Origin of the sequence: Acaryochloris thomasi RCC1774 (genome assembly GCF_003231495.1) — a bacterium.
Lineage (GTDB): Bacteria > Cyanobacteriota > Cyanobacteriia > Thermosynechococcales > Thermosynechococcaceae > RCC1774.
Window position 1 is genome coordinate 1 of the sequence record NZ_PQWO01000026.1, and the last position, 26,069, is coordinate 26,069.

Here is a 26,069-nt window from a genome sequence, read left to right on the forward strand (position 1 = left end):
GGACACGCTGGTAGAGCAGAAGACACGGAAAACGATGGATGACGACGAGTCAACACTCGCATAAGCATAGGAGAACATACATCCCCTTATCGATAGAATATCCTTACCCGTTTAGGACTACCAAAAATTCCATAGGAATGTTTCCCTCGTGAACAAACTTGCTGTTCAGCGACCTCTTAGCTTTCTCTTATTTTCGTGGATTAAAGCTATTGCATTCTTGTCTTTTACGTGATTTCTATCCTCAGATCTCAAATCACTATTCTACGTAGGTATAATGCATCGAATCTGCCATACATATATTCTTAAGTTGTCTATAAAAATTCCACTTTCCCATAATTTGAGGCAAACAACATGAATTTCATAGAGCGCTTTTTCGGCAGAATCTTCGGGAATATTCTATCTCGAATTCGACGCAGCTTTACTTCCTCTGTTGAACGACAAGTTAGGACTTCCGTTGAGAGACAGTATAACAATTCGGTTTCATCTAGGAGTAAGAAATCAAACAGTCGACAAGGACTAGAGCCTGACGAAATTGCTTAGGACTTCTTGTTAGGTTTCTTTTCTAAGAAAAGGTTGAAGGCATCTTAATTGCAACAAAGGTCTAATTGCTTTCAAAAAGTTTGCCTTTATCTTGATGATATCAAAGCGCATCTTACTCGCATATGCTTAACTCTCTTCTTCAAACCCTTGCGGAAATTTTAGCCAGCGGTACTGCCCTCGCTAGTACTGAGCAAATTGACTTCAGCCACCCTTCTGCATTTCTGCGGGAGACCGGTAGGGGTTCATCCTTGAATCTCCATCTGTATGATGTGCGAGCAAGCCAGCAAATGCCGCTAATGGGGCGTCAGGTTGAGCGCCACTATGAAGGCGGACGGCCGGTTGCTAGCATTCAACGGGCAGCCAGTTGGTTTGATGTTTCTATTTTGCTGACGGTTCGTGATCAGACTGTGCTTGGTGAACATCGCTTGTTTTCAGAAGCCCTTGCTTTGCTGATGCGCCATCCTGTTTTGCGAGAGGAGTTCTTGGTGTCAGACCTTCAAGGTTATGGTGACCTGCCCATCTCTCTTTCGCGCGATCCCCCGATCGATATTGGGAGCTTATGGAGTTCTCTGTCGGCTCCCATACGTCCCGCAATTTATTTGACAGTTACGGTTCCGTTCAATCCTTGGCACAAGACGACCGTTCCTCTGGTTGTCGAACGACGCCTCAGAGAAAGCAGTCGATTTCCAGATTCTATGGGCGAAGACTTAGCGGCGCATCGGGTTGCGATCGCAGGTCTGGTCAAGAATGAACTGACCCGAAGGCCGATTAAAAAAGTGCGCGTCATGTTGGAAGGCACAGAGAAGTCCGTGACCACTAATCCAGAAGGACTGTTCTTCTTCGAGAATCTGAGAACTGGCAGCTACGTTCTGCAGTTAATGCGCTTCGGTTATCAAGCTCAGAGCTGCAGTGTTCTAGTCGATCAGCAAATCGACACACCCCAGGAAATCTTTCTGATGCCTTCTTAAAGATTCCATCGAAGATTCCAAAACTTATTCATCACAGTAAATACGGAGTAATCCTATGGCTAGATTAGACTATTCGGCTCCAGGCGTATATGTAGAAGAGGTAGACAGAGGCGCTCGCCCCATTGATGGCGTCAGTACTTCAATAGCGGGCTTTATCGGTTTCACCGAAGATATTCGGGATGACGCTGAACTCTTTAAGCCTATGTTGGTCACAACCTGGACGCAGTACCTTCGCTACTTTGCAAAACCTAACTCTGATGGGTACACAGATTTTGATGCCTATCTCCCCTTTGCAGTTCGAGGCTACTTTCTTAATGGAGGCGGGCGATGCTGGGTCACCAGCATTGGTACTCAGCTCCCAGGAATGAAACAGGTTGAGGTAGAAGAAGAAACACCAGCTTTGGAAATTCCCCGACGCGGAAACCGCCCTAGCTTAAAGCTGAATCTCCTTCCTCAGCAGGCTGAAGAAGGGAACGTCAAGATTGAGATCATCGATGGCTTTCCCCGAGCGCTACCGCCTGGGATGGACGGAGATGAAGAAGACGCAGAGGGAACTGGGACTCTGGGGGGCAACACCTGGTCTGAGACACCACCGGATACCGGAGAGTTCTTCGATATCAGAATTTCTCGGGATGGCGAGGTCTTAGAGCAATATGAACACCTGAGTATGGACCCTGAGCCCCAAGCGGCCACCTACGTCGTCGAGGCGTTGAGAGGATCTCAATACGTTGCGATTGGTGACATTGCTCAGCCGGGACAACCCCTAGCGCGTCGCCCGTTAAATGGTGAGTATGAGGTAAAGGCTCCACTAGAGCAAACATCACCGGAGCAGTTCACTAAAAAAGTTGAAGGGGTGCGTGATGATCGCACAGGGGTACGCGGCATCTTTGAGATCGATGAGATTACGATGCTCTGCTTCCCTGATCTAATGCGTGCCTATGAGACGGGTCTCATTGATCTTGAACAGGTCCATGGCGTTATGGAGACCATGGTGAGTCTGTCGGAAGGGTCCAGTGATGGAGATATTCCGGGCGCCTCAAACCGAATGGTGGTGCTTGATCCCCCCCCGGATCAGACTCGCCCTCAAGATGTCGTCAAATGGCTAGATGCCTTTGGCCGCCGGTCGATGTTCTCTGCAATGTATTATCCCTGGATCAAGGTTCCGAATCCTCGTAAGGCAGGACGGCCCATTCTTATTCCACCCAGTGGACACATGATGGGGGTCTGGGGACGCACTGATGAAACCCGAGGAGTGCATAAGGCACCGGCCAATGAGGTACCGAGGGGTGTAACGGGTCTGGCATATGACGTCAACTTTCGTGAGCAAGAACTCCTTAACCCTTTGGGTATTAACTGCATTCGTAAGTTTCCTAACCGTGGCATTCGCATCTGGGGCGCTCGAACGCTAGTAGAACCTGACATAACAGAATGGCGCTACATCAGTGTTCGACGGCTGATTAGCTATATTGAGCGCTCCATTGAAATCGGGACTCAGTGGGCTGTCTTTGAACCCAATGATCCGAAGTTATGGAGCAAGGTCAGGTATGTTGTCAGCAGCTTTTTGGAACGAATCTGGCGCGAAGGTGCTTTGGTGGGCAGAGTGCCTCAACAAGCTTTCTTCGTGAAATGCGACGAAGAGATCAATACGCCTGAGACGATGGCACTCGGTCGTTTATATGTTGAAGTCGGCGTCAGTCCAGTCCGACCCGCTGAATTTGTGGTGTTCAGAATCAGCCAAATGAATTTCCAGTTAGATCAAGGTGACGATTGATGGATAGATTCAAATAATTTCTCAGCACAATTTATAACCTAGGAAATAAATCATGGCAGCAGAGCAGACATTTTGTACGAGTTTCGGTCTTGATTTAGGCGGAGGTGCGGAATTACCTGTCCTTGGGGTTCAGAATTTGGAGGTTGCGGTTAAGCTGGCTGAACACAATACAGGTACTGCTTCGGATGGATCATTCGGCAGTAAACCCGTTCCTGGCCCACGGAATGGCACGGTTGTCACAGTTGACTTTGCCTTAACCAAAAGCAGAGACGTCTACGATTGGTTTAACACAGTGAACCCTAAATACAATGTAGGTGCTACGGAAGACCCTAAAGATCTTACTTTATACGGCTATGACGGAGGGACAGCTGTTGGTTTGGAGTTGGTACTTGAAGGTGCTTACCCTATTCGTTGGAGTTTATCGGCTGCGGGTATTGAGGAAGAGGGCATCATGAAGGAATCCGTAGATTTTGTTGTTACCAATGTTGTGCAGGCGTAATTTCAAGCTGGGGCTGACGTCGCAAAAAAACAGCGCATTTCTAATGATGTCAGCCTCAATGAATCCTATTTACAGGGAAAATTCCCCTTATAAATAAGATGCGTCAAGTCAGAGCATAACTAGAACAAATATTCATATGTCATTAGATTTTTCTTCATGATTCCTAATATTTTGAAGAACAAAGACAGATCCAATTAACGCCTCATCAAGTCAATATATCAGGAGAATAATCATGGCAGATTCAAATTACGATGTTGCTTTTGCAAGTAAGTATGAAATTAATATTCCAGGATATACTGAGAATCTACCGATCTTTTCGATTGAGGAACTCTCAGCCAGTGTAGAGGTAATTGCAAGCAATGTCGGGAACAAGGCAGCAGAGCAACTTAGCTGCCCTCAGACTGGCCCCCGGCAGCCTGGAAATGTCATTATTACAGCACTTGCAAATACAGACAGCAAAGTATTGTTTGAATGGTTCGATAAAGTTAATCCTGTCGGTGGTATGGGGGCCGATTTATCAGGCAACTTACAACCACCCAATATCGTTATATCAGATGCAAGTGAGAAGCCGATCCTAACGGTCGACATGATAGATGCATACCCCTTCTCGGTTGTATATGAGGGTCTTGATTCTAAGCCTTCGGCTCCTGTAAAAATCAAGGTAACAATAGCTTGTTCAGATATTGACTGTTCGTAGCTCTGATCCAACTTATTTTTGAATGCCTAAGAAATTGCATAAAAAATATCTTCTTAGGCTAAATTACTTAGCCCTTAGTTCTTCGGAAGAAAAACAGCATGTCAATGATGTTTAAAAAGCCCGATCCTTTACCTTCTTCTAGGTTCGGTGTAGAACTTGATTTAGATGGTTCTAACAGCACCGATGGTTACTTTATGGATTGTTCGGGAATCAATTATACCCAGGATGTAATTGATTTTTGCGAAGTTACCTCTAACCAATGGGGAAATGCAGGTAAAGGACAGGTTGTCAGAACAAAGCTTCCTGGCAACGCCAAGTCCGGTCACCTTACGCTCCGCCGAGGGTTGATTAAGTCCATGGCTATATGGGACTGGCTTGAGATCGTGGAGCAAGGAAATTGGGCGAAGAAGCGAAAAAATTGCTCTCTGTATTTTTATGACAACAATTCCACGCGTACTGTCCATTTAGAGCTTGAGGCGGCCTGGCCTATAAGTTACAAGATCGGCGATGTTAACTCCAATGATGCTCAGGCCGCGCTTGAAGAAATCGAAATTGCCTTTGAGGGATTTAAACGGATCAAGGCTGGCGGTGCAAAGGATAAGGCGGTGGGGGCGGCGCGCAGAGCTTGGCATGGATAAAGGAGATAAAGCTCTCAATATCGTTATTGATTCGTGAGGCTCTCATGAATAGTGGACTTGCGATCGCATCTATAACTGCGGTCCTAAAAAATCTATTAGAAGACGGCTTAGTGCAGAATACAGCACTATCCAGCATGGGTAATATTCTGGTCACGACCCTTCCACCCGACCAGATTTCAGTCGGCGTCGATGGCCAGCCCCAGCTCAATCTATTCTTATACCAGGTTTCGCAAAATCGCAATGCAGACTGGATTGGGCATGGTGCTCAAGAGACAAATCCAGACAATTTCAGTCGTTCTGCTCAGGCGAACCCCCTGAATGAAACATCACGACTCGCCATCAACCTCCACTATTTAATTACCGTTTACGGAACTCAAGATTTTCAGACAGAGATGCTGCTAGGGTGCGTCATGCAGCTTATGCATCAAAGCCCTGTGCTCTCTAATGATGCGATTCGCAGTTCGCTAAAGCATGCTGCATCTATGAATCGCGCCGGACCTTTTGCTCAAGCAGTTGCATCGAACTCATTTGATGTCTTGATTAACCAACTCGGTCAAGTACAAATTGAGCCAGATCTATTCGATACCGAGCAAATGTCTAAATTATGGTCTCTGCTGCAAGGTTCGTACCGTCCCTCTGTTACCTACCAGGTTTCAATGGTGTCCATCTCCTCGGAGAAATCTTCTAACCCAATGGTGATGGATTCTAGAGAAGAAGCATCTAACGATAGAGAAGTCCCAGTTATTGAAAAGGTGATAGCTTCACCCGCGACCAATGGTGCGATCACACCGGGTTGCGATCTCATTCTCTATGGCAAACATCTAGACGGCGATATCACCAAAGTTCGTCTCGATGGGGATGAGCTAACTCCTACCGTTGTCGAAGATATAAGGCTTTTAGTGAAATCGTCGCCTACACTTCAGGCCGGGGTGCACCAGATTCAGGTGATTCATAAAGAGGTTACTGATCCTCTGTCTGCAAGTGGTATTTCCTCCAATGCGGCCACTTTTATACTTCGACCACGCATCACAGCTTCTGCCAAGATACCAAACAGCGATAGTCAACAGCAGTCTGAAGAGACAACTATAGCGGTTCAATTCACACCAAAAATTTCACCACAGCAGCAGGTTTACCTCAAATTAATTTCAGTTGATGAGTACTCAGATAAAGTCTATCAAATCAGAACTCCTCCCGGAGATTTAGAGACTGATACCGTTGAGATCTCGGTCAATGATATTCCATCAGGACCATATCTAGTACAGGCCCAAGTTGATGGAGCTGAGAGTCTATTAGATGTTGATCAGAGTAAGAATCGAGTCATAATTCAAACTCAAAATCTAGCCTCTAGCAACGAGGATGAAGAAATGAATGGAATGGAACATCAGGTTACTGCGCTAACAGGTGGTGACTTTTAATGTAGCTCCATCTCATTTGATTAAAGAATATTGGATTGCTTCGGACAAAGTTGAGACTAAAGGCAATCATTAGTAAAGAAAAAGGAGTTTAGATCACATGCCTACTACAAGAAGTGGAGGAAAACGAGCAAGAAGTACTGGTGGACACGACTTGAGAAATAGTGGTGGGACTTCAACCAACTACAACGAAACTCCTGCAGGGATGAAGTCTCGCCCTCAATGGAATGAGGATGTGAAGACACAAGTTTACGCAGACGCTCACGCAGGGGGAGGGCAATATCGATGTGCAGAAACCGACGGGCTTTACCCTAAAAATGAAATGTCAATCGATCACATAGTGCCGTGGAAACAATATTGCTATGAGAATTCGGATGTCAACGATAGAGCCTCTGTTACAGCTGCATACAACAACATAAGCAATCTTCGACTCGTGAGTAGAAGCGCAAACTCAAGTATGGGTGATGGAGGAAATCATTTAAACAACTTGTAATAAGATCTTATATTGCTTGGCGTCAGAATTTATTTTTTTGTCAGCCTCAAGAACAAAATATAGGTAAAAACTGTAAAAAACCTATATAGATAGAGGCAGTTTTGTTCTGACCTCAAAGGAGTAGAATATGATTTTTTCTTCTAAATCTGATGACTGGGACAAACTCAACCGAAGAGATTTAGTTGCTGCTATTGACGGTGTCTTTAAGACTCTCCACGATTATGTCGATGAGTCAAAAAATCACACGTCAAGCCATAGATTCCGCTCAAACACGAGCAATGCAGTTCACTCTCAAGAGGTCAATATGTCTGTGCCGACTGCTCTTGAGCAAGTCTGCAAGCACTTTGGTCTCACTGACTTTGAACGAAGTGTGCTTTTACTTTGTGCAGGGACTGAGCTAGATACACGATTTCAGCCCCTATATGCTAAAGCACACGGTACCAGTAGCCATAGATACTACCCGACATTCGGTTTAGCTCTTTCCGTCTTGCCCAATCCACATTGGAGCGCATTGATATCTAATGGACCACTGCGGCACTGGAACCTCATCCGTCTTGGTCAAGGGGATGCTTTGACAAATCGTTCTCTTTATATCGATGAGCGCATTCTTCATTATCTTGTGGGCACTCAAGCAATCGATGCCTCGTTGACAGAGATTTCTGACCTTCCACAAGAAACCAGACAGCTAGTCCCATCTCATCAGCGGCTGGCTGACGAAATCACAGCCCTGTGGCAACAGCAGTCTTCTGGGGATAGCTTACCAGCGATACAGTTGTGTGGACCGGAGATAGAAGATAAGACAGATATCGCCCAGGTTGTGTGTCACCAATCTAAGCAACGGGTGAGTTCTATGAGCTGCAATCGCCTCCCCGTCAATTCAGAGGACTTGGCTGCGTTCATTCGTCGATGGGAGCGAGAAAGCATTCTAGAGCAGAGAATCCTGCTCCTGAACTGTAATGACCTAGATCGGTCAGATCAGCTCTTGCAATCTGCTCTCAATCACCTACTTGAAGAAGTCGAAGGGCCTGTCATCATTACCTGCCGAACGCCATTTCAGGGCATTAGGCGTCAGATGATTCGCTTTGACGTTCCTAAACCGTTCCCTCAAGAACAATTGATGTCTTGGGAAGCCTCTATCGCAGAACTCAAAGCCCAGCTCAACGGACAAGGACATCTCGTACCCGAGCCAGAGCAGCTCTCTCAAGATTTGCAGGAACTCACGGCTCAATTTCAACTGGGTACCTCTATGATTCGACAAGCCTGCACGGCAGCAGTTGGACAGTTGAAAACGCAATCTACACCGTCCCTCAAACAGACGCTATGGCAGAGTTGTCGAGTTCAAGCGCGTCCAGGTCTAGATGAGTTGGCAGAGCGTCTCGAATCTAAACTGTCCTGGGATGATTTAGTCCTGCCGCCACTGCAGCAAGAGACCCTAGAATCAATCTCGGCCCACGTTCGACAACGGGCCAAAGTCTACGAAAGGTGGGGATTTGCTGCAAAAAACAGGCGTGGCTTAGGCATTACAGCGCTCTTCGCAGGACCAAGCGGCACCGGGAAAACCCTTGCTGCCGGGGTCCTCGCCAATGAGCTGAAGCTGGACCTCTACAAAATCGAGCTGTCGTCAGTGGTCAGCAAGTACATTGGCGAAACCGAAAAAAATCTCCAGCGGATCTTTGATGCAGCAGAGACCGGTGGCGCAATCTTGCTCTTTGACGAAGCAGACTCTATTTTTGGTAAACGAAGTGAAGTAAAAGATTCCAAGGATCGCTATGCCAACCTCGAGGTTAGTTACTTACTGCAGCGCATGGAATCCTATCCAGGGTTGGCTATTTTAACGACAAATTTGCAAAGCAGCTTAGATCCGGCTTTTCTGCGACGGCTGCGATTTGTGACTCAATTTTCTCTTCCTGATGCGGCTCATCGGGCCGAGATTTGGCGACGAGTCTTTCCATCAACGGCCCCGACAGCAGGGCTTGCTTTTGACCGACTGGCTCAACTCAATACACCGGGTGGAAACATTCGTAACATTGCCTTGAATGCCGCTTTTATCGCTGCCGATGAGGGAGATTCCGTTCAAATGAAGCATATTTTGAAGGCAACTCAAACGGAGTATGAAAAGCTAGGCAAGTCCTTAACCAGTGTTGAAGTCTCGGGCTGGGTTGACGAAAAAGTTCCTATTTGAGGAATATTCAGACCGATCTCGCTCGAGATGCGGATGGTGGATGGATAACAGCATTTTTCTCTCAGATCAGTATAATTAGTTGGCTGTAGCAGGTTAGTTTGCATGAAATGCGATCGCAACTCCCCTCTCTTCCCAAAACTTAGCTCCCTCTCGGCGCTAACTATAGGCCTATGCCTCAGTGTTGCGCCGCAGGATACCCTCGCACAACTAACGCCCGATCAAACCTTAGGGCCTGAATCATCACGGGTTGAGAGACAGCCGCAGCCTACCCCAACCAACCTAATTACAGGGGGTGCTCGTCGTGGACAAAACCTTTTCCATAGCTTTCAAGACTTTAATGTAGAGTCAGGGCAGTCTGTCTTTTTTCGCAACCCCAACGGCGTCAACAACATTCTGACACGGGTAACGGGTGGTTCTACATCAAATATAGATAGCGTGCTGGGCGTTCGGGGGGACGCAAATCTGTTTGTCATCAATCCCAACGGGATTATTTTCGGCCCTGATGCCTCTCTAGATGTCGGCGGCTCCTTTGTGGCGACCACTGCAGATGCTCTCCAATTCAATGAACAGGATTCTTTCAGTGCGACTTCGCCTCAGACCTCAAGCTTGCTGAGTATTCAGCCTTCTGCATTCTTCTTTAACCAAATCAATTCTGGAGAGATTACTAATCAATCACAGGCGTTCTTTGATTTTGCCAGCGGACTAACCGGAGGAATATCGACTGCAGGTCTAGGGGTTCCAGAGGGGAAAAGTCTCTTATTGGTTGGCGGAAATATCAATATCGATGGAGGAGGATTGAATGCTATCAGTGGCCGGGTAGAGTTAGCCAGTGTTCAAGCAGGTCAAACTCTAGAAATTGACGAAGCCGATGGTGAGCTATCTTTACAATCTTTGTCGCCCGCGCAGGCTAGAAATATCACATTTGATAATGCAGGTATTACCACGACAGGAGCGAGAGGCCTGATTCGTTTTCAAGGTAACAACCTTATATTGACAGATAGCACCATTAGTACCTTTATCCCAACTACTTCTAGTTCAGTAGAGGGAGTTAATACAGGTATTGTTCTGATGGCACAGGATCTCGTGTTAGACGACACCTCTATAACAACCGCTCTCTTCTCCTCTCCTGAACAAGTCGGAGATATTTTGATTGAAGCAGATCAGTTCATAGCACGAAATAATAGTTCTCTATCGGCAGGAACGTCAACTTCGGGTAACGAGGGAAACATTATTATTAAGGTAAAAGATTTATTCTCCCTCGATAGCAGTAGCCTTTCGACCGAATCAACCAATGTCATCCTCGACGCAGGCGAGAGTGGAGATATTGAGATTGATGCTGAAGAATTCACCTCTCTGAATAATGCAGAGATTTCCACTTCCACCATAGGTATAGGAAACGCAGGAGATATTTTAATTGAAGCCAGGAACCGAGTCCTACTTGATAATAGTCAAATTCGTAGTGAATCAAACCCATCCCCGTCAGATCCTTTTTCAGAGATAGGTGAGGCAGGTGAGATTCAAATAAAATCAGCACAATTCACGGCTCAGAATAATTCACAGTTATCCACGTCAACATCAACCACTGGGAATTCAGGCAATATCATCATTAAAGTGGATGACTTTTCATTAATAAGCAATAGTCGTATCCGCAACAACATAAGATCTTCAGCTAGCGGAGATGGAGGAAATATAAACATTGATGCTGGTCAATTTACTGTACAAGATGACTCAGTTATATCGACTAATCTCAATGGTCAAAGCAGCGCCGGAAGCATCAATATAAAAGCAGATAATCTTTCATTAATAAACGATGGACGTATTCGGAGTGATATAAATTCATTGGGTAGAGGAGATGGAGGAGACATCAACATTGAGTCTGATCAATTTACTGCACAGAACGACTCAGTTATATCTACCAATCTTTTTGGCCAGGGTAAGACAGGAAATATCAATATCAAAGCAGATGATTTTTCACTAGCAAGTAATAGTCGCATCCGTAGCGATGTTAACGCTTCTGCCATCGGAAATGGAGGAAATATTAATATTGATATCGACCGTTTTTCCGCACAAAACGACTCGTTCCTATTCACGATTTTATTTGGTCAAGGAACGTCAGGTGATATCAACGTCAGAGCAGATGATTTCTCACTAGTAAGTAACAGTCGCATCCGTAGCGACATTAATTCTTCAGCTGAAGGAGATGGAGGGGATATTAATATTGAAGCTGAACAGTTCTCTGCAGATCAAAATTCATCTTTGACCTCAAATCTTTTTGGTCAAGGCAAGGCAGGGAATATCAGTATCAAAGCTTCTGCTTTCGACTTGAACGATGAAAGCAGTCTTCGTAGTGATGTTGTTGATTTTGCCAGAGGCGATGGAGGAGATATTAATGTTGTCGCTGAACAGTTTTCTGCACAAGATGCACGGATATCTACTATCCTCTTTGACTTTGGCGAAGGCAACACAGGAAATATTGATGTTACTGCGAAAGATTTGATGTTAACTAATACCGATATCTCTAGTGATACTAGGCCTAGCTCTAAAGGTGATGCAGGAAATATTCAGATTAAAGCCGAAAAGCTTATAAGTCAGAACAGTAAGTTTCTCACAACAACGTCAAGCCGGGGAAATGCAGGGGGCTTGACTTTTAATGTTAGTGATAAGTTTCTGCTTGTGGATAGCTCTATTTTGAGTGATAACTTTCAGACTTTAGAGGACGACGGCAGAACTATCTTTGTAGACTTTGTGGGCTCGGGTGACGCAGGCAACATCGAGATTAGTGCTAGACAACTCATTAGTCGTAATAGTTTGTCCTCTAGTACAACACTGAGTCAGGGCAATGCAGGGAACATTACTTTCAATATTGACGATTTGCTCCAGATTAACAACAGTCGTATCTTCAGTGCTGTAGGCTTCGAAGATGCAACAGGTGGTGCAGGTAATGTTGAGATTAATGCTGGACAGCTGATCAGCCAAAATGGTAGTGGGTTTTCGACATCAACATCCGGTCAAGGCGATGCAGGAGACTTGACTTTTGATATTGGCGGTCAGCTTTTGCTTAACAACAGTTCTGTCTTGAGCGAGTCAGGTCCCCGAGCCACGGGGCGCGGAGGCAATATCAATATTCAAACGCAGGAATTACAGGTTACGAATGGGGCGGTAGTCTCTGCAGCAAATTTTGGTAATGGCGCAGGTGGTAATCTAAGCGTCTCTGCCTCAAAGGGGATTGAATTAAGGGGCACAGATAGTCAATTATCTGTCGCATCAGATGCAATGGCCTCTGGTAACGCAGGCAGCTTAAACGTTGAAACTCAGGACCTAGCCATCGCTGGTGGTGCTCAAATCACAGTGAGCAGTCTTCAAGCCCAGGCCGGAACCCTGACAATCAATGCGAATTCGCTCGAACTCAATCAAGGAACTCTAAGTGCAGAAACAGGTGAAAGTGGTCAAGAGGGAGCCAACATCAATCTACAAATCTCTCAAATCTTGACGCTTAGAAATGAGAGCCTTATTTCTGCTGACGCATTTGGAGAGGCCAATGGTGGAAATATCTTAATCAATGCTCTTTTGCTCCTTGCATTGTCGCCAGAAGGCCCCAACGGCAGTGACATCATCGCCAATGCCATCGATGGTCAAGGTGGAAATATCAGCATTACTACTCAAGGACGCTTTGGCATTGAACCCCGCGATTCGCTAACGCCACTGAACGATATTACGGCAAGTTCAAGTACTAACCTTCCGGGGGAAATTTTCATTCAAACTTCGGAAGTTGATCCTAGCGATAACATCATCAGTCTTCCTATTCGGCCCCCCGAGGTGAAAGTCGTCAAAAGTTGTTCAGCTCGGCAGGGCCGCAGCGATTTTGTGGTGACAGGGCGAGGTGGATTGCCACCGACAGCCCAAGAGTCACTGGGGCAGGATGCCTTTCAGGTAGGTTTAGTGACGCTCGATCCTTCGACAGAACCCAACGTAAAAAATCACAATGTGCTGCCCCAAAAAACGCAATCACCACCATCTAAAAGTTCAGTGCAGCAAATAAACGAAGCTCAAGGCTGGAGGAAAAATGCGAAAGGGAAATTGATGCTAATAGCTGAAACTCCATCGGCAAGCGTATCGCCCCAGCCCAGCTGTCAGGGGTAAGTTATGAAGATTATGTTCTACCTTCAGCTACTGTGCAGATCCGCTATTTATGTTTTCTTGATGAAGAGCAAGTACCCACTGCCTGCTCTAGCAATCTCAGCAGTCAGGATGTTATCCACCCAAAAACGCCACCGACCTGAAGTGATAGCAGCCCCTTTCACGTCTACTCAGGGAACAGTCGTGACTCAGCCCAATTGTAATTTAGCCCCAACAGTCTCTGTGAACTTTCTTCAATGCGGTTCAAAGTCTGTCTATCCCCGCTCTTTTTTGTTGCTGAGCACAGTCTGCCTGTGTTTATCCACAGCACCTGCAAAAGCTAATACAGCACGGACGTTCCAAGTTGCTTCAGAACAAGCAGCTTCAGAACGACCTGCCCCCACGGCTAATGCTGAAGATCTAGTCCGTCAGGGCCGAACGCTATACGACTCAGGACAGTTTACTCAGGCAGCTCAGGTCTTCCAGCAGGCTGCACGTGCATTCCGCGGTGGTGGAGATGCATTGAGACAGGCAATGGCTCTGGGCAATCTTTCCCTCACCTATCAACACCTGGGGCAATGGTCAGCGGCAGAAAAATCTATTTCAGATGGACTTGTACTTCTGAGAGAAGATCAAAATCAAGAGAAGAGCCTGCAACAGCCGCAGGCAGAGCAGAGGTCTCTACAGGTCTTAGCCCAGCTACATGATATTGAGGGACGCCTAGAATTAGAGCGCGGACGGCCTCAAGCTGCACTGACCCGATGGCAACAGGCCGCTGCAGCCTATACCCAGCTTGATGATCCTGCAAAACTTTGGCAGAGCCGAATCAATATGGCCCAGGCCCAGCAGGCTTTAGGGCGATATCGTCAGGCCCGTTCCATGCTGTTAGAGGCTAAAACTCAGCTCGCCAGCCAGTCAGACTCAATATTGAAGGCAACAGGGCTACGCAGTCTAGGTAATGTATTTCGAGTTGTAGGTGATCTCCAGCTTTCTCAACAAGCGCTAGAAGAGAGTCTGGCGATTATGACTCAAGTTTCAGATGCTCAAAATACTCAGGATCAGGTTAGCACTCGCTTGAGTTTAGGGCGGACCCTGCGTGCCCAAGGCGAGATTTATCAGGCGTTAGCGTTATTTCAATCGGCTGCAAACAGCACTGACTCGCTAGAGCTGCAGACTCAAGCCCAGCTTCAGGAACTATCACTGCGCGTCGCCAATCAAGAGCTAGCGGCGGCGGAGGCTCTGTGGCCCCAACTGGTGTCTCAGATCAAGCAGCTTCCTTCTGGCCGGACGGCGATATACGCCAGTGTTTTCCTAAGTGAGATTCTTGCTCAGCTGGAAACGGCTAACGCCAGTGGTGCAATACGGCAATCATCGTCTAGCTCTCGCGAGAGTGCTCAGCTATTGGCAGCGAGTATCCAGCAAGCCAAGTATTTGGGTGATTTGCGGGCCGAAAGCTTAGCTTTGGGAGCTCTCGGTAAGATTTACGAGAAAAGTCAGCAGCAGGCAGATGCGATTGATCTGACCCAGAAGGCTTTACTCCTGTCACAATCGCTGGATCTGCCGGATCTGTCCTATCAATGGCAGTGGCAGCTAGGCCGGCTGCAGCAAAGCGAAGGAGAGATCGAAGCCTCTATTGCCTCATATTCTGATGCGGTGAACAATCTTCAGACTTTGCGGCAAGATTTAGCGACGCTCAATCCAGAGGTGCAATTCTCCTTTCGGGACAAAGTGGAGCCGGTCTATCGCGAGTTGGTGAGCTTGCTTCTGCTGGCTCCAGATGGGATACCTCCGAGTCAAGCGCAACTCCAGCAAGCGAGAACGGTGCTGGAGTCTTTAAAAATTGCAGAACTGGAAAATTACTTTCGCTCAGCCTGTCTTGATGCGACGGAAACCATTGACAAAGTGGTCGACCAGCAAGATTCAAATGCGGCTGTCCTGTATCCCGTTGTGCTCAAAGATCGGCTGGCGCTGATTCTCAAGATTCCACGACAGGAGCAGCTTGAGTTCTTTAGTACAGAGGTGTCTCAGGGTACGTTCGAGGAAACGGTTAACCAGCTCCAGGTGTCTCTGCCCGATATTACCCGCGTGTCTAAGGTCAAACAGTCGTCGCAGCAGGTTTATGACTGGTTGATTCGCCCGATTGAGCAGACGCTGGCGGCCAATGAAATCGATACGTTAACTTTTGCCTTGGACGGTCCGCTGCGAAATATTCCGATGGCAGTGCTCTATGACCAGCAACGGCAGCAGTATCTGGTGGAAAAATATGCGATCGCACTTGCTCCCAGCCTCCAGCTCGTCACTCCGAAGCCGCTTAAAAAAGTCCCACTTAACGTCTTGGCCGCTGGCATTAACGAACAGCGAATTGTAGAGGGACGCGAGTTTGCACCGTTATCCAATGTCAGCAACGAACTAAGTCAGATCGATACGCAACTTTCAAACAGTCAGAATCTGATCAATCAGCGATTCACTGTCAAAAACCTAACCAGTACGCTGCGGGCAAAGCCGTTCTCTATCGTACATATTGCTACCCACGGAGAATTCAGCTCTAGCCTGGACAACACCTATCTGCTCACTTGGAACCAGCTTCTCAAAGGGAATGAGTTAGCAACTCTACTGCAGCAGAGTGATGATGATCAAAACGGTATTGAACTCCTGGTGCTGAGCGCTTGTCAGACCGCCGTCGGAGATGAGCGAGCCACGCTTGGATTAGCGGGCATTGCTGTCCAGGCGGGGGCACGCAGTACGCTGGCTACACTGTGGTCCATTGATGATCAGTCTACTTCTGTGCTGATGAGCCAGTTCTATCAAGCGCTGAAGGCCGGACAAACAAAGGCGGAGGCATTAAGAACGGCCCAGCTAGCGGCTTTGGACCAAGATCGACGCCCCTATTTGTGGGCACCCTACGTCTTGGTCGGAAACTGGCTTTAAAGACTCACGCTCCATCCCTGCTACTGAGGGGAGAACTGCTCAATGATGGGTTCATCCGCGACATCCTGCAGTCCGGCTTCAACGAGAAGATTGGACCAGTTACGACCCTGCGATCTCGCCGACCGGGTCAAGGTGTCATACCAAAAAACACTTTGAGAGCCTGCTACATCTGTGGTCGCTGCACTTGCTGACGGTGTGTTCGGCGCTGGAGATTCTCTTTTGAGCCAAGCATCGACGTAAAAGTACTCTGACTGAGCCGTAGAGTCACCGCAGTATAGTTTGAAGTACCAATGGTATTCCTGGTCAGGCTGCAGTGCATACTGCTCTGCATTGGGAAGATTGATGCCAATAGAACCGGATGCTGACGATAGCGGCAAATCGGTTCGGTAAAGATCTTCTCCGGCTTTATTCTGCAGCACAAATTCTCCCGCTCTCGCCTGATTGCCTGCAGGAACATAAACCCAAAACGTGGGGTAAGCTACCGCGGTCGAAGCCATGTAAGAAATCGAACGTTGACTCTGTCCAGACGTGCTTTCAACACCAGGAACCAGCGCCGTCAGCGGCTTAGAGGCTGTTGGACAGTTATTCCGGCTAGCACCACCTCTGCGTCGTCCAGTGGGCGCGCCTCGATCTTTGAGCTTAGGCAGTGTGCCGGTTGCGTTATTGGGACTCGCTCCCCCCCTTTGACGCCCCACTGGGGCACCCCGATCCTTGAGCTTGGGCAGTGAGGATCCTTCAGATAGCTTTTTCACGCTGGTTGCAGCCGTCTGCGCCAGGGCAGAGAAAGGTGTGGCACCGAACAATAGGGGCAAAGCGATGCCCACTGACATCAGGGAAACTGACGAAGGCTTACTTCTCAGGATAGACGTCTTTTCCATAGGAACAGCACAGCTAGTTGGGCTGAGAATAATGCGATCGCGGCAGGGACAAGCGGAATCCATCCACCTTGAGTTAGTATACCAAAGCTAATTCCGAACAGGAGGGTGAAGGACATTGCTCCTGCAATAGCGAGATATAGCGGTTTATGCACCGCCCAGGCCAATATGCCGCCCAATAACGACCAGGCTCCGATCCAAAGCGCCTCTATCGGTAGGGACCACCACCAGAGTTGCGATCGCTCTTGCAAAGCAATGCTCAGCAGTTGGCTAATCATCTGAGCTTGAATAAAAACGCCAGGGGTCTGTTCTTGGCTGGGGTCAGCGGTATTGCTATAGGGCGTTTGCCAATTATCTGTGGTGCTCGGAGCCGTGATCCCAATCAGAACAATCCGATCTTTGAGTGACTCTAGTGACTCGGGCGGAATTTTATTCTCTAATAGGTCTTGAAGAGAGATTTGCTCAGCAACACTGTCAACGGTCCGCAGCGAGCGATAGTTGAGCAATATTTGATGTCCAGAGTCATCAATCCCCTGATACCCACCTGCATGGGACGGCAAGGGTTTGAGGACCGCCGGACCCAGCGTCAGATTTCCGTCAGGGTTGGCACCGGGCTGAATACCGTCTGCGGCCAAGTAATGAGAGGCAAGCTGCAAACTGAAGGCATAATCTGCTGAGCAGCTTGAGTTGACCGGAGGTGTTAAATAGATCAGATGACGGCGCACGGTATTTCCGGCGTCATCAATAAAGTCGCTAAAGCCCACTCTATTGCTGGGTAGTTCGGCCGGAGGTGGGGTGGCATCCGGTGCACCGTCTAGGGGAGAAGCGACTTTGCAGATGCCGAAAAAATTGGGGTTTTGCTGAAGGCGCGTCGCCAGTTCTGGAACCTCAGGTGTCACTGAAAAATCGCGATAGATATCTAGCCCAATGGCTCGGGGCTGGTAGGTTTCAAGAGTTTCTAGAGCCTGATTGAGGGCCTGATCTGAGAGCGACCACCGCATCGACATATTCTGCTGATTTTGATACTGAATGTCGGCTTCATCAACTGTGACTAGCAAGAGCCTAGAATCAGGCATATCAGCAGGGCGCAGCCCCATCAAATGGTCAAAGGCTTTTAACTCTAGAGGCTGTAAAACGCCCAGGTAACGAGCGCCGAAGATGAAGGTTGCGATCGCAACTCCTATCCCCAACACCCCCATCAGTGGCTTAACCATTCTGGTCTCATCACGAGTAGGGGCGGGACTCACAACCTCAGCAGTCGTCTCACCGGGGAGTGAAGGACTGATCTGCTTCAACGTGGTGTTTTCTGAGGTCTCAGAGTTTGGAATACGGGTCTGTTCTAAGGGCGCATTAACTGCCTCTGACATCCAGGCAAGGCGCAGCGCCAGCACCTGAGCATTATACAAACGCTCCTCCGGGACAGGTGCAATCAATTCATCAATCAAATTGGCGAAGTGATCAGATATCTGCGGTGCCGCCTGTCTCCATTCCAGACGGCGTTCTTTATCTTTAGAGAACTCATCAGGACCAACCCCAGTGAGTAGATGCACAAAGGTACGACCCAAGGCAAAAAAGTCAGAGGAATAGTTCGCCTGTCCTTCGATCTGCTCTGGTGCAGTGTAACCAGGCGTGTAGATACGCGTGACGTCTTCGTCTTCCAGTTTTTTGAGATATGTCGTTGTCACCTTACGGGCAGCCCCAAAATCAATCAGGGAGACGCCCCCATCCGGACTCACCATAATATTGGAGGGTTTTATATCACGGTGAATCAGGCGCTGCTGATGGATGCCCTCTAATATCGGGACTAATAGCTGTAGCCACTCGATCGCGAGTGCTTCCGAGAGCAACTCATTCTCAGCGATCCACTGCTGAAGATTTAAACCGGGAATTTTTTCCAGGACGAGACAGTGCAGATCTTTGGGGCCATGCTCTGGCGTAAAGCGAAAATAGTTATCGACCCGAGAGACTGACAAGTGCTTTAGATCCTTCAGTATCTGAGCCTCTTGCTCAAATAACGTCACCAGCCTACGGCGCTGGTTCGTTAGGACTTTAATAACCTTGGGCACGCCTAGATTATCGACCTCAAACACTTCCGTACAGTGATCGGCTTCTAGCTCCCGCAGCGGACGGATGATTCGATAGCGCTCATTGATAACCAGGCTGGTTCCACAAGTTTGGCAATAATTGTCCTGCTCTGAATTTTGGCGTTGGGAACAATCAGGATTGATACAAAAACTCATCTATTCTTCTCAGCAGGATTGTGGAATTGTCGCATCAACGCGCTTAAATTTGGCGACGAAGCTCATTCCGCGCTTCGAAGGTTAAGGTGGCCCCCAACAAGATTTGAAGATTATTTCTGGCATACCCCACAGCTAAAGACGGCTTGTCCTCTAGAAATGCCAGAATTGCCACGAGTTGGGTCTCCATCACTGACTCATCTCGGAACAAACGATAGAGCTTATCCTGAATCGGCTGCTGTATGAATCGCTGCTGCTGCTTGGTCTGTGTGGGGTCATCTTCAAAGCCAATTAGGTGACTTCGCAGCAAGTCCAACGTCTCGATTTTTAGGGTTTGACTCTCGGCCTCAATCTCAGCATAAATCTGATCGATCAAGCGTCCTAGAACATAGTGGGAGACAACAGGCTGCTCAATGGAAAAGAGAATATCACCCGCATCCGCACTGCGGTCAATCAACTCTCGCCTTAACAATGACCCCAAAGCCTCAAATAACTCCCCTGTTGAAATAGGAGACAGCAGATTAGCCTGCAGCTTTTCTAAAGGAATGGGCTGGCCTTCAATCGCCAACCAGTACAGCAGCTCCTGCTCTAGCGCCGACAAGCGCTCAAATTGCTCATCGAGAATATCATTGAGGTCGCCAAATACAATAGTCTGCTGCCCCAAAAAGGCAGAGACATCTCCCCCGAAAATATTTTTGACCATTGTAGCCACAATTTTGAGCGCTAGCGGATTGCCCCGATACAGGCGAATCAGATCGTCCCATTTCTCAGGGTGTGAAAGATTCCGCTCCTTCAGCAATTCCTCTGCGTCAGACTTCAGCCCCTTCAGCCGCAGCGATCTCACTGGCAGCGTATCCCCCTCCCAGCGATCAAACTCACTGGGCTTTTCATTGCTCACAAACACGACCGCACTTTGATGTCGCTGCTGCCCTATACGCTCAAGGAACTGACCATAACCTTCATAGCCGTCGCGGTATTGTCCGGCTAAGTAACCTTCCTGCAAAATCGCAGTCCCAGCATCCAAAATAATCAAATAGCGATGCTGTCGCAGAACCGCCATCAGACGCGAAAGCTGATGATCAAGACTCTCACCAGCCTCTACGCTCTGTTGAGTGATCGACTGCAGCAGGTCATTTACGAAATCGCTCACCGAAGGAGACTGATGCAAACTGCGCCAAATCACAGCATCAAACTGATCCTGAAGCAGATGACCGCACCGCACCGATAGAGCCGTCTTTCCGATGCCAGCGCCCCCCGTCAAAGCAACGAGGCGACAGTGATCCGTCACCAACCACTGCTTGAGCGTCGCTAATTCTTGCACTCGACCGTGGAACACCGAGACTTCCGGCGCATTTCCCCACAGCGCCTGCGTCTGATCTTGAAGCTCTAGGGCGAAATCAACGCTAGGAGCCATCTCTACAGGAGACGGGTCAGCTGCAAAGGTCGGCTCCCTTAACTCTGAATAATGTCGCTCCAGCAAAACCCTTACATTCTTCTTACTGACTTTCTGACTATAAACCTGAGACAACAGCTTCCATAGCCTTGGACCCGTGACCTGCTTGATGTAAGCCAAGCTGTACTGACACTCTTCAGCCATCTGCTCATAGGTCTTTGCCTGCCAGGCACCTTGAAGAACCAAGCGTTCGACGGGTTTAAGAGCGCGCCCTACATGGGATAAGACGGCCTGATTGACGTTATTGATCACGGCTTCAAAGTTCATGTCCCACCCCGTTATTACCCCTAGAGTTCATACTTTTCTGTACGCTTATTGTTAACAATGGTATGTTAATACCCTTGACACGTCAATAGTTCATATTGTATTAACTAAGTTAATCTCTCGTTAAGTCCGAGGGGCAGCGCAGAATCAGTATCGTCCATAGGTATTAGGTTCCTGTTATCTATTAAACAAAGGAGTTTGAGGGCTATGAAATTAAGCACTAGCGCCACTATGACTGAGATAGGACGAAAAGCAGAAGTTAATAAGAAAGGATTATCTGCAAGTTCGGGAACCTAAACAAAGCGATATTCATCTATGACTTTTAGTGAACAACTGCATAAGTTAATTTTGAGTTAATATTTCTGCAGCCCACTTACCATCGCACCCAACTGAAAGGGTAGACATTAGACCAAGACAAGGCCAGCCACCGCTGCCGAATTAGACCCCTAATAGCACCCAGAGGAAAGAACGATGAGTCAAATTAATCATCTCAATACCCATCTCAAGCTCGTCAGAAAGTCCCGGCCCCCAATGCAAAAGAGCCGGAAGAGTAGTAAGGTGGAGCGCTTCTTACAGCTACAGATTGACCAGCTTGTCAGTCAACCTCAGATTAAGTGGGCAAGAGTGGTCTGCGAAGATCCGTCATCGATCCACCATCAACTCGTGGCTCATGCCTCCCAGATCCCCTTCCAGATGTCTCGGGCGACCCTCGCAACCATCCGAACTGAGGACTGGTTGACAGAGGTTTCTTCTCATTTGGGTTTAAATCCTGTTGCTGGACTGACGACCGGATTCTACTATTGCTCTCTTAACGATCAGAAACCGCAGTATTTGCTGCTCTTTATAGACGGATCTCCTTCTCATCTCTTGCGCCAGTGGATTAAGCGTACTTCTGAAGTTCTAGAGGAGTCTCTAGAGAGCTATCAACAGGCCGCAAAACAATCGCGCAAGATTGAATTGTTGGAAGAAGTTGTGCAGCGCGTGGGGCATCAACTCAGGCATCCGTTGAGCCTCATAAACCTGTATGCCAACAATCTAGCGGTGGTTCTACCTCAAGGGCCAGAGCAGGAGCAGGTCACTGTTATCAATCAAACTGCGCAAAGTCTCAACCAAATGCTGACGGAGATTATGCAGTGCGCCAAAAATGACAAGCTGCAGCTCATTTCTCAAGATTTGCGAAGTCTAATGCAAGAGACGCTAGCAGATTTCCGAGGTTGGATTCAAGAGAAAGGAATTCGAGTCCGTTTACCTGAGCGCACGGTTAATCTGCCTCTTGATCCACTCCAGATTAAGCAGGCTTTCAATAATTTAATCAGTAACGCCATTCACTTTAGCCCCGAAAACAGTGAGCTTTTGATCAACTGGGAGATGGCTCAGGGGAATGTACGGCTGAGTATTTCGGATGAGGGTCCAGGATTGCCGCAAGACGATCTAGATAATCTGTTTAAACCGTTTTTTACCCGTCGAGAAGGAGGAACAGGCCTGGGTCTAGCCATTGTCCAGAAAGTTGTCCGTGCTCACGGGGGCAAACTGTGGGCCAAGAATGTAGCCGGTCGCGGCGCAGAATTTTCAATGAGTTTACCCCGTCTATCTGCAAATCTATCCGAGGATATCGCATGTTAAATCAAGCCGAAAAAACCAAGACTCTCTCTGCTGTATTGGTGGATGACGACCATCAGTTTCGAGCAGGTATCCGCTCTCTTCTCAATTTCTATACTGTTCAAGATCAGTCCATTTCGGTTGTGGGAGAAGCCAATCGCCCCGATCTAGCCCTCTCTTTAGTGGGCGATAAGCAGCCTGACTTTGTTCTAATTGATATGGAGCTAATTGGAGGAGATGGTCTCTCCTTGCTTCAGCAGATCCAGGACAGTGGTTCATCCTGTAAGACGCTTGTTCTGTCGGGCCACGAGGAAGATAGCTGGATTTACCAAGCCATGCAAACGGGCGCAGATGGCTATGTGTTCAAAAGCCAGGTAACCCAGCAGCTTCAAGATGCGATCGCATCCATCATGGATGACCAAATCTATCTCCCCCCTGAAGTCGCCACAGGTTTCTTCCGCCGCTTTCAGACCACCCAAGCCTCTCTACCTAGTCAAATCGGTCAACCCTGCGACCTGTCTGAGCGAGAAAATGAGGTTTTGTATTGGCTGGTGCAGGGCGCTTCAAATGTGGTTATTGCCAAAGAACTCTATATTTCTGTGGCCACGGTTAAAGCACATCTCACTAATATCTTTCTGAAGCTGCAGGTGACAAGCCGTACCCAAGCGATTGTGGCCGCCATCAAGATGAATCTAGTTCAGTCGTAGCGTGTGAGGACTTTATGTCGATTGTTGATCCTCTCACTCAAGCCTATCGATGTACCCAAAACACACCGCTGGGCTGCAAAAAACCGAGAGAGACCATTAAAGAGATCCCCGGTGCCAAGTTCTGTCTAGAATGTGGTTTTCCAACGCCGCTGCCTGCTCAGTCAGAAATACGGGGCCGTTTGGGAACCTATCGCATCTCCAACCTGCTCCGATCTCAAGGGCTGGGGCGACTCTATAAAGCGATTCAGATCAGTAATGGTCAACCCGTAGTCGTGAAGGAATTTTTGCTGCCTAACCGCTGTTTTAATTCTGCTGAGGCAGCTCAGCGGCGGTCAGTCGTACGTCAAATGCCATTCAATACGTCCAAGAGTCGCGAGTTTCGGGTAATCACACCCGTCGAAGCTATTGCGGATCCGAGTTGCGATCGCATCCACCTCATCTTCCCCAACTCAACAGCATCCACCTCCACACTCAAGCAAACGCTACAAAAATCAGGAGCCTTTCCCTCTGACAAAACTCGCCAAGTGCTATTACAGGTTTTGCAAACCCTACACTTTATCCATAATCAGTCCACTGCTGGCGCGAAGCCTTTCGGCGCAGCCCACGGTAACTTGAGCCTCAATAGTCTCCTTATCAGCGATGATGCCTATGTCTACACTTGTGACTTAGCAGACTGGGAACAACTTTTTACGACGGCTTCGCCCCAGGCATCGTCACCTGCACAGGATTTAATCGATCTCGGATTGATAGGCTTCTCCCTATGGACGGGACAGGCAATAGAGTCTGGCGCATTGCCCAATCTCAGAGAGACCCAACATTGGCCCCAGGATGATCCACCCCTCAAAGACTTTCTGCACCGCTTACTTGCCTTAGATGCACCTTTTGAGAATGCGGCCGAAGCGCGGCAGATGTTACTCAAACTCCCACAACCTGATTCAGCAAGGATTGTGCAAGCGAATCGAGAGCCAGAAAAAAAGCGTAAAAAGCGTTCTCGAAAATATTGGTTGTTGAGTTTGCTAGCCTTACCCATTTTGGGAGGATTACTGTGGCTAATCTTGCCTCGCTCTAGCTCCCATGCTGAGTCCAATCAGTTTAAGCGTCTGCTGCCCTCGTTTGCCGATGTGAATGGGATTCAGCCCGGACAGTATCCCTACACAGGGGAAGCACTGGGAACCTGGAGTACAGTTTTGGGGAAAAAGCCGGTCAGCGATCGCAACATCAGAACTTTGCTCACTCAACCTAAATCAGATGTTGAAGCAACGTTTGAGTATCGTGGGTATCGTCCTGAGCGGTCGCCACTGAATGAGGTGCTGACAGCGAATGGGAAAGCTGAGTTTGCGATCGCAAGTCTATCCACTCAACTTCCCGACGGCTTACTTCAGGAACCCATCGCCTACGATGGTCTTTTGGTCTACGTCCCTGCCTACAAAAGCAAAAATCTACCGCATCTCCTGAACGGTCAGATTAGCCTTGAGCAACTACAGCAAATTTTCACCGGGCAGATCACCAACTGGCAACAGCTCGATTCTGGTTTGCCGGACCTACCCATTAAGCCCTATCGCCCCAAAGAACCTGAAGCCCTGCGTCTATTTCAACAGAAAGTCTTAGAGAATGATCCACAACTGATTGCCCAGTTTAGAAAAGTTGAGCAACGGTCCACCTTTGATACCCTGCGCTCCATTGCGACAGGGGAACAGCAGAGCGAAGCAGGCTCTATTAGTTTCGGCCTCTTGACCCAGACCTGGGACCAATGCAAAGTCTATCCTCTAGCCTTGAGCCAGAACAATAAAACACCAGTGCAGCCTTTGCTGCGGCAAACGACCAGTGGGATCGTGAAGTCGATCTCACCCACAGACAATCTTTGCCTAGAAAAAAAGCCGCTTCCCAACCTATCGGTCTTTCAATCCGGACAATATCCGCTCAACATGCCCCTGATCGTGGCCTATCCCCTTGACAACAATCTTCCTGGGCATAACTCAGGTCCACTCTTTGCTAAATTTCTCAAAACGCAAGATGGGCAGTATCTCCTCCAGCAAGCAGGGCTAGTCCCCCTCCAGTCCACGCCCAAAACGCATCAATTATCACAGCCTATTGTCAATCGCTAGGAAGAATATCATCATGGGAACCCATCGCTGTCCCGAGCCAAGTTGCTCCTTTTTTAATCAGGTACTACCCCACAATGCCAAAGTCTGCCCCATGTGTGGCACCCCCCTCGGGCAGGCTGTCCAAACCCTACCAGAAACAAGAAATTCCTACCCTCAGCCCTTTTCTTTACCGACCCAATCGGCTGACATACCAGTCGATCAGCCTCGCCCGCAAATACAGCTACACCATGCCAGTGGAGCAAGCTTTGTGCTGATTAGAGAATCGGGCATCATCGGTCGACAGAACTCAACAAGTGGGACTCGTCCCGAGATTGATTTAACCAATGTTCCCCATGCAGGGGTCATCTCTCGCACCCATGCTCACCTCTTTTGGGATGCAGGACAAAGCACCTACATGGTGATTGATGACAGTCGTAACGGCAGCTACCTCAATGGAGAACTCCTTTCTCGGGGTGCACCTCATCCCATTCATCAGGGAGATGAACTGCAGTTAGGTCAAGATCGACTGATTTGCCTTCAGATCGAACTGAAGCAACCAGCAAATCAGTTTGCGTAGCGTCTTAGTTTACCAACGGTCAAAAAATT

The 26,069-nt window shown here is 48.2% G+C and carries 16 protein-coding genes; 13 read left to right on the forward strand and 3 right to left on the reverse strand.

The window, feature by feature from the left end; genetic code table 11:
• Nucleotides 1-662: 662 nt before the first annotated feature.
• From C1752_RS24025 to C1752_RS24065, 9 genes are all read left to right on the forward strand, one after another.
• Complete coding sequence (locus C1752_RS24025) at nt 663-1,508, forward strand: Pvc16 family protein (RefSeq protein ID WP_110988593.1); 846 nt, start codon at nt 663-665, stop codon at nt 1,506-1,508.
• Between the two features lie 55 nt (nt 1,509-1,563).
• Nucleotides 1,564-3,279, forward strand: a complete 1,716-nt coding sequence (locus C1752_RS24030; protein ID WP_110988594.1) for a phage tail sheath family protein — start codon at nt 1,564-1,566, stop codon at nt 3,277-3,279.
• Between the two features lie 52 nt (nt 3,280-3,331).
• Nucleotides 3,332-3,778 (forward strand): phage tail protein, encoded by a 447-nt coding sequence (locus C1752_RS24035; protein ID WP_110988595.1) that lies wholly within the window; start codon nt 3,332-3,334, stop codon nt 3,776-3,778.
• Between the two features lie 232 nt (nt 3,779-4,010).
• Nucleotides 4,011-4,475 (forward strand): hypothetical protein, encoded by a 465-nt coding sequence (locus C1752_RS24040; protein ID WP_110988596.1) that lies wholly within the window; start codon nt 4,011-4,013, stop codon nt 4,473-4,475.
• 98 nt (nt 4,476-4,573) lie between these two features.
• Nucleotides 4,574-5,113, forward strand: a complete 540-nt coding sequence (locus tag C1752_RS24045; protein WP_110988597.1) for a phage tail protein — start codon at nt 4,574-4,576, stop codon at nt 5,111-5,113.
• Between the two features lie 44 nt (nt 5,114-5,157).
• On the forward strand, nt 5,158-6,528 hold the full coding sequence (locus C1752_RS24050) for a Pvc16 family protein (RefSeq protein ID WP_110988598.1): 1,371 nt from the start codon (nt 5,158-5,160) through the stop codon (nt 6,526-6,528).
• Between the two features lie 617 nt (nt 6,529-7,145).
• Nucleotides 7,146-9,200 (forward strand): ATP-binding protein, encoded by a 2,055-nt coding sequence (locus tag C1752_RS24055; protein ID WP_110988599.1) that lies wholly within the window; start codon nt 7,146-7,148, stop codon nt 9,198-9,200.
• A gap of 102 nt (nt 9,201-9,302) precedes the next feature.
• Entirely contained in the window at nt 9,303-13,340 is a 4,038-nt protein-coding gene (locus tag C1752_RS24060; RefSeq protein WP_110988600.1) for a two-partner secretion domain-containing protein, read from the forward strand.
• Between the two features lie 180 nt (nt 13,341-13,520).
• The gene (locus C1752_RS24065) at nt 13,521-16,244 is read left to right on the forward strand and encodes a CHAT domain-containing protein (RefSeq protein ID WP_158535175.1); all 2,724 of its coding nucleotides are present in this window, start codon (nt 13,521-13,523) and stop codon (nt 16,242-16,244) included.
• A gap of 20 nt (nt 16,245-16,264) precedes the next feature.
• Here C1752_RS24065 and C1752_RS24070 read toward each other — a convergent pair whose 3' ends face one another.
• The 3 genes from C1752_RS24070 to C1752_RS24080 are packed head-to-tail and all read right to left on the reverse strand — an operon-like array spanning nt 16,265 to nt 21,076.
• Nucleotides 16,265-17,122: a DUF928 domain-containing protein gene (locus tag C1752_RS24070; RefSeq protein ID WP_158535176.1), complete on the reverse strand. Its 858-nt coding sequence runs from the start codon at nt 17,120-17,122 to the stop codon at nt 16,265-16,267.
• The gene (locus C1752_RS24075) at nt 17,101-19,359 is read right to left on the reverse strand and encodes a CHASE2 domain-containing protein (protein WP_110988603.1); all 2,259 of its coding nucleotides are present in this window, start codon (nt 19,357-19,359) and stop codon (nt 17,101-17,103) included. The genes C1752_RS24070 and C1752_RS24075 overlap by 22 nt, the downstream gene beginning before the upstream one ends.
• 43 nt (nt 19,360-19,402) lie before the next feature.
• A complete protein-coding gene (locus tag C1752_RS24080) occupies nt 19,403-21,076 on the reverse strand; it encodes a helix-turn-helix domain-containing protein (protein WP_110988604.1) in 1,674 nt (557 codons plus the stop codon).
• A 468-nt stretch (nt 21,077-21,544) separates the two neighbouring features.
• On the opposite strand from C1752_RS24080, the gene C1752_RS24085 reads away from it, so the two are divergent.
• Genes C1752_RS24085 through C1752_RS24100 form a run of 4 tightly spaced genes read left to right on the forward strand, consistent with a single transcriptional unit; the run spans nt 21,545 to nt 26,040 of the window.
• A complete protein-coding gene (locus tag C1752_RS24085; RefSeq protein ID WP_110988605.1) occupies nt 21,545-22,696 on the forward strand; it encodes a sensor histidine kinase in 1,152 nt (383 codons plus the stop codon).
• Nucleotides 22,690-23,379 carry a response regulator gene (locus C1752_RS24090; RefSeq protein ID WP_110988606.1) on the forward strand — a complete coding sequence of 230 codons (690 nt, stop codon included), beginning with the start codon at nt 22,690-22,692 and terminating at the stop codon, nt 23,377-23,379. The genes C1752_RS24085 and C1752_RS24090 overlap by 7 nt, the downstream gene beginning before the upstream one ends.
• Nucleotides 23,380-23,393: 14 nt before the next feature.
• Nucleotides 23,394-25,484, forward strand: coding sequence for a substrate-binding domain-containing protein (locus C1752_RS24095; RefSeq protein WP_110988607.1), 2,091 nt, complete (start codon nt 23,394-23,396; stop codon nt 25,482-25,484).
• Between the two features lie 13 nt (nt 25,485-25,497).
• Entirely contained in the window at nt 25,498-26,040 is a 543-nt protein-coding gene (locus C1752_RS24100) for an FHA domain-containing protein (protein ID WP_110988608.1), read from the forward strand.
• Nucleotides 26,041-26,069 lie beyond the last annotated feature (29 nt).

Coding starts and splice junctions, on each gene's coding strand:
- C1752_RS24075 (WP_110988603.1), bottom strand. CDS start 19,359: ATGAGTTTTTGTATCAATCCTGATTGTTCCCAACGCCAAAATTCAGAG.
- C1752_RS24070 (WP_158535176.1), bottom strand. CDS start 17,122: ATGGAAAAGACGTCTATCCTGAGAAGTAAGCCTTCGTCAGTTTCCCTG.
- C1752_RS24055 (WP_110988599.1), top strand. CDS start 7,146: ATGATTTTTTCTTCTAAATCTGATGACTGGGACAAACTCAACCGAAGA.
- C1752_RS24040 (WP_110988596.1), top strand. CDS start 4,011: ATGGCAGATTCAAATTACGATGTTGCTTTTGCAAGTAAGTATGAAATT.
- C1752_RS24100 (WP_110988608.1), top strand. CDS start 25,498: ATGGGAACCCATCGCTGTCCCGAGCCAAGTTGCTCCTTTTTTAATCAG.
- C1752_RS24045 (WP_110988597.1), top strand. CDS start 4,574: ATGTCAATGATGTTTAAAAAGCCCGATCCTTTACCTTCTTCTAGGTTC.
- C1752_RS24095 (WP_110988607.1), top strand. CDS start 23,394: ATGTCGATTGTTGATCCTCTCACTCAAGCCTATCGATGTACCCAAAAC.
- C1752_RS24090 (WP_110988606.1), top strand. CDS start 22,690: ATGTTAAATCAAGCCGAAAAAACCAAGACTCTCTCTGCTGTATTGGTG.
- C1752_RS24035 (WP_110988595.1), top strand. CDS start 3,332: ATGGCAGCAGAGCAGACATTTTGTACGAGTTTCGGTCTTGATTTAGGC.
- C1752_RS24085 (WP_110988605.1), top strand. CDS start 21,545: ATGAGTCAAATTAATCATCTCAATACCCATCTCAAGCTCGTCAGAAAG.
- C1752_RS24060 (WP_110988600.1), top strand. CDS start 9,303: ATGAAATGCGATCGCAACTCCCCTCTCTTCCCAAAACTTAGCTCCCTC.
- C1752_RS24080 (WP_110988604.1), bottom strand. CDS start 21,076: ATGAACTTTGAAGCCGTGATCAATAACGTCAATCAGGCCGTCTTATCC.
- C1752_RS24030 (WP_110988594.1), top strand. CDS start 1,564: ATGGCTAGATTAGACTATTCGGCTCCAGGCGTATATGTAGAAGAGGTA.
- C1752_RS24050 (WP_110988598.1), top strand. CDS start 5,158: ATGAATAGTGGACTTGCGATCGCATCTATAACTGCGGTCCTAAAAAAT.
- C1752_RS24025 (WP_110988593.1), top strand. CDS start 663: ATGCTTAACTCTCTTCTTCAAACCCTTGCGGAAATTTTAGCCAGCGGT.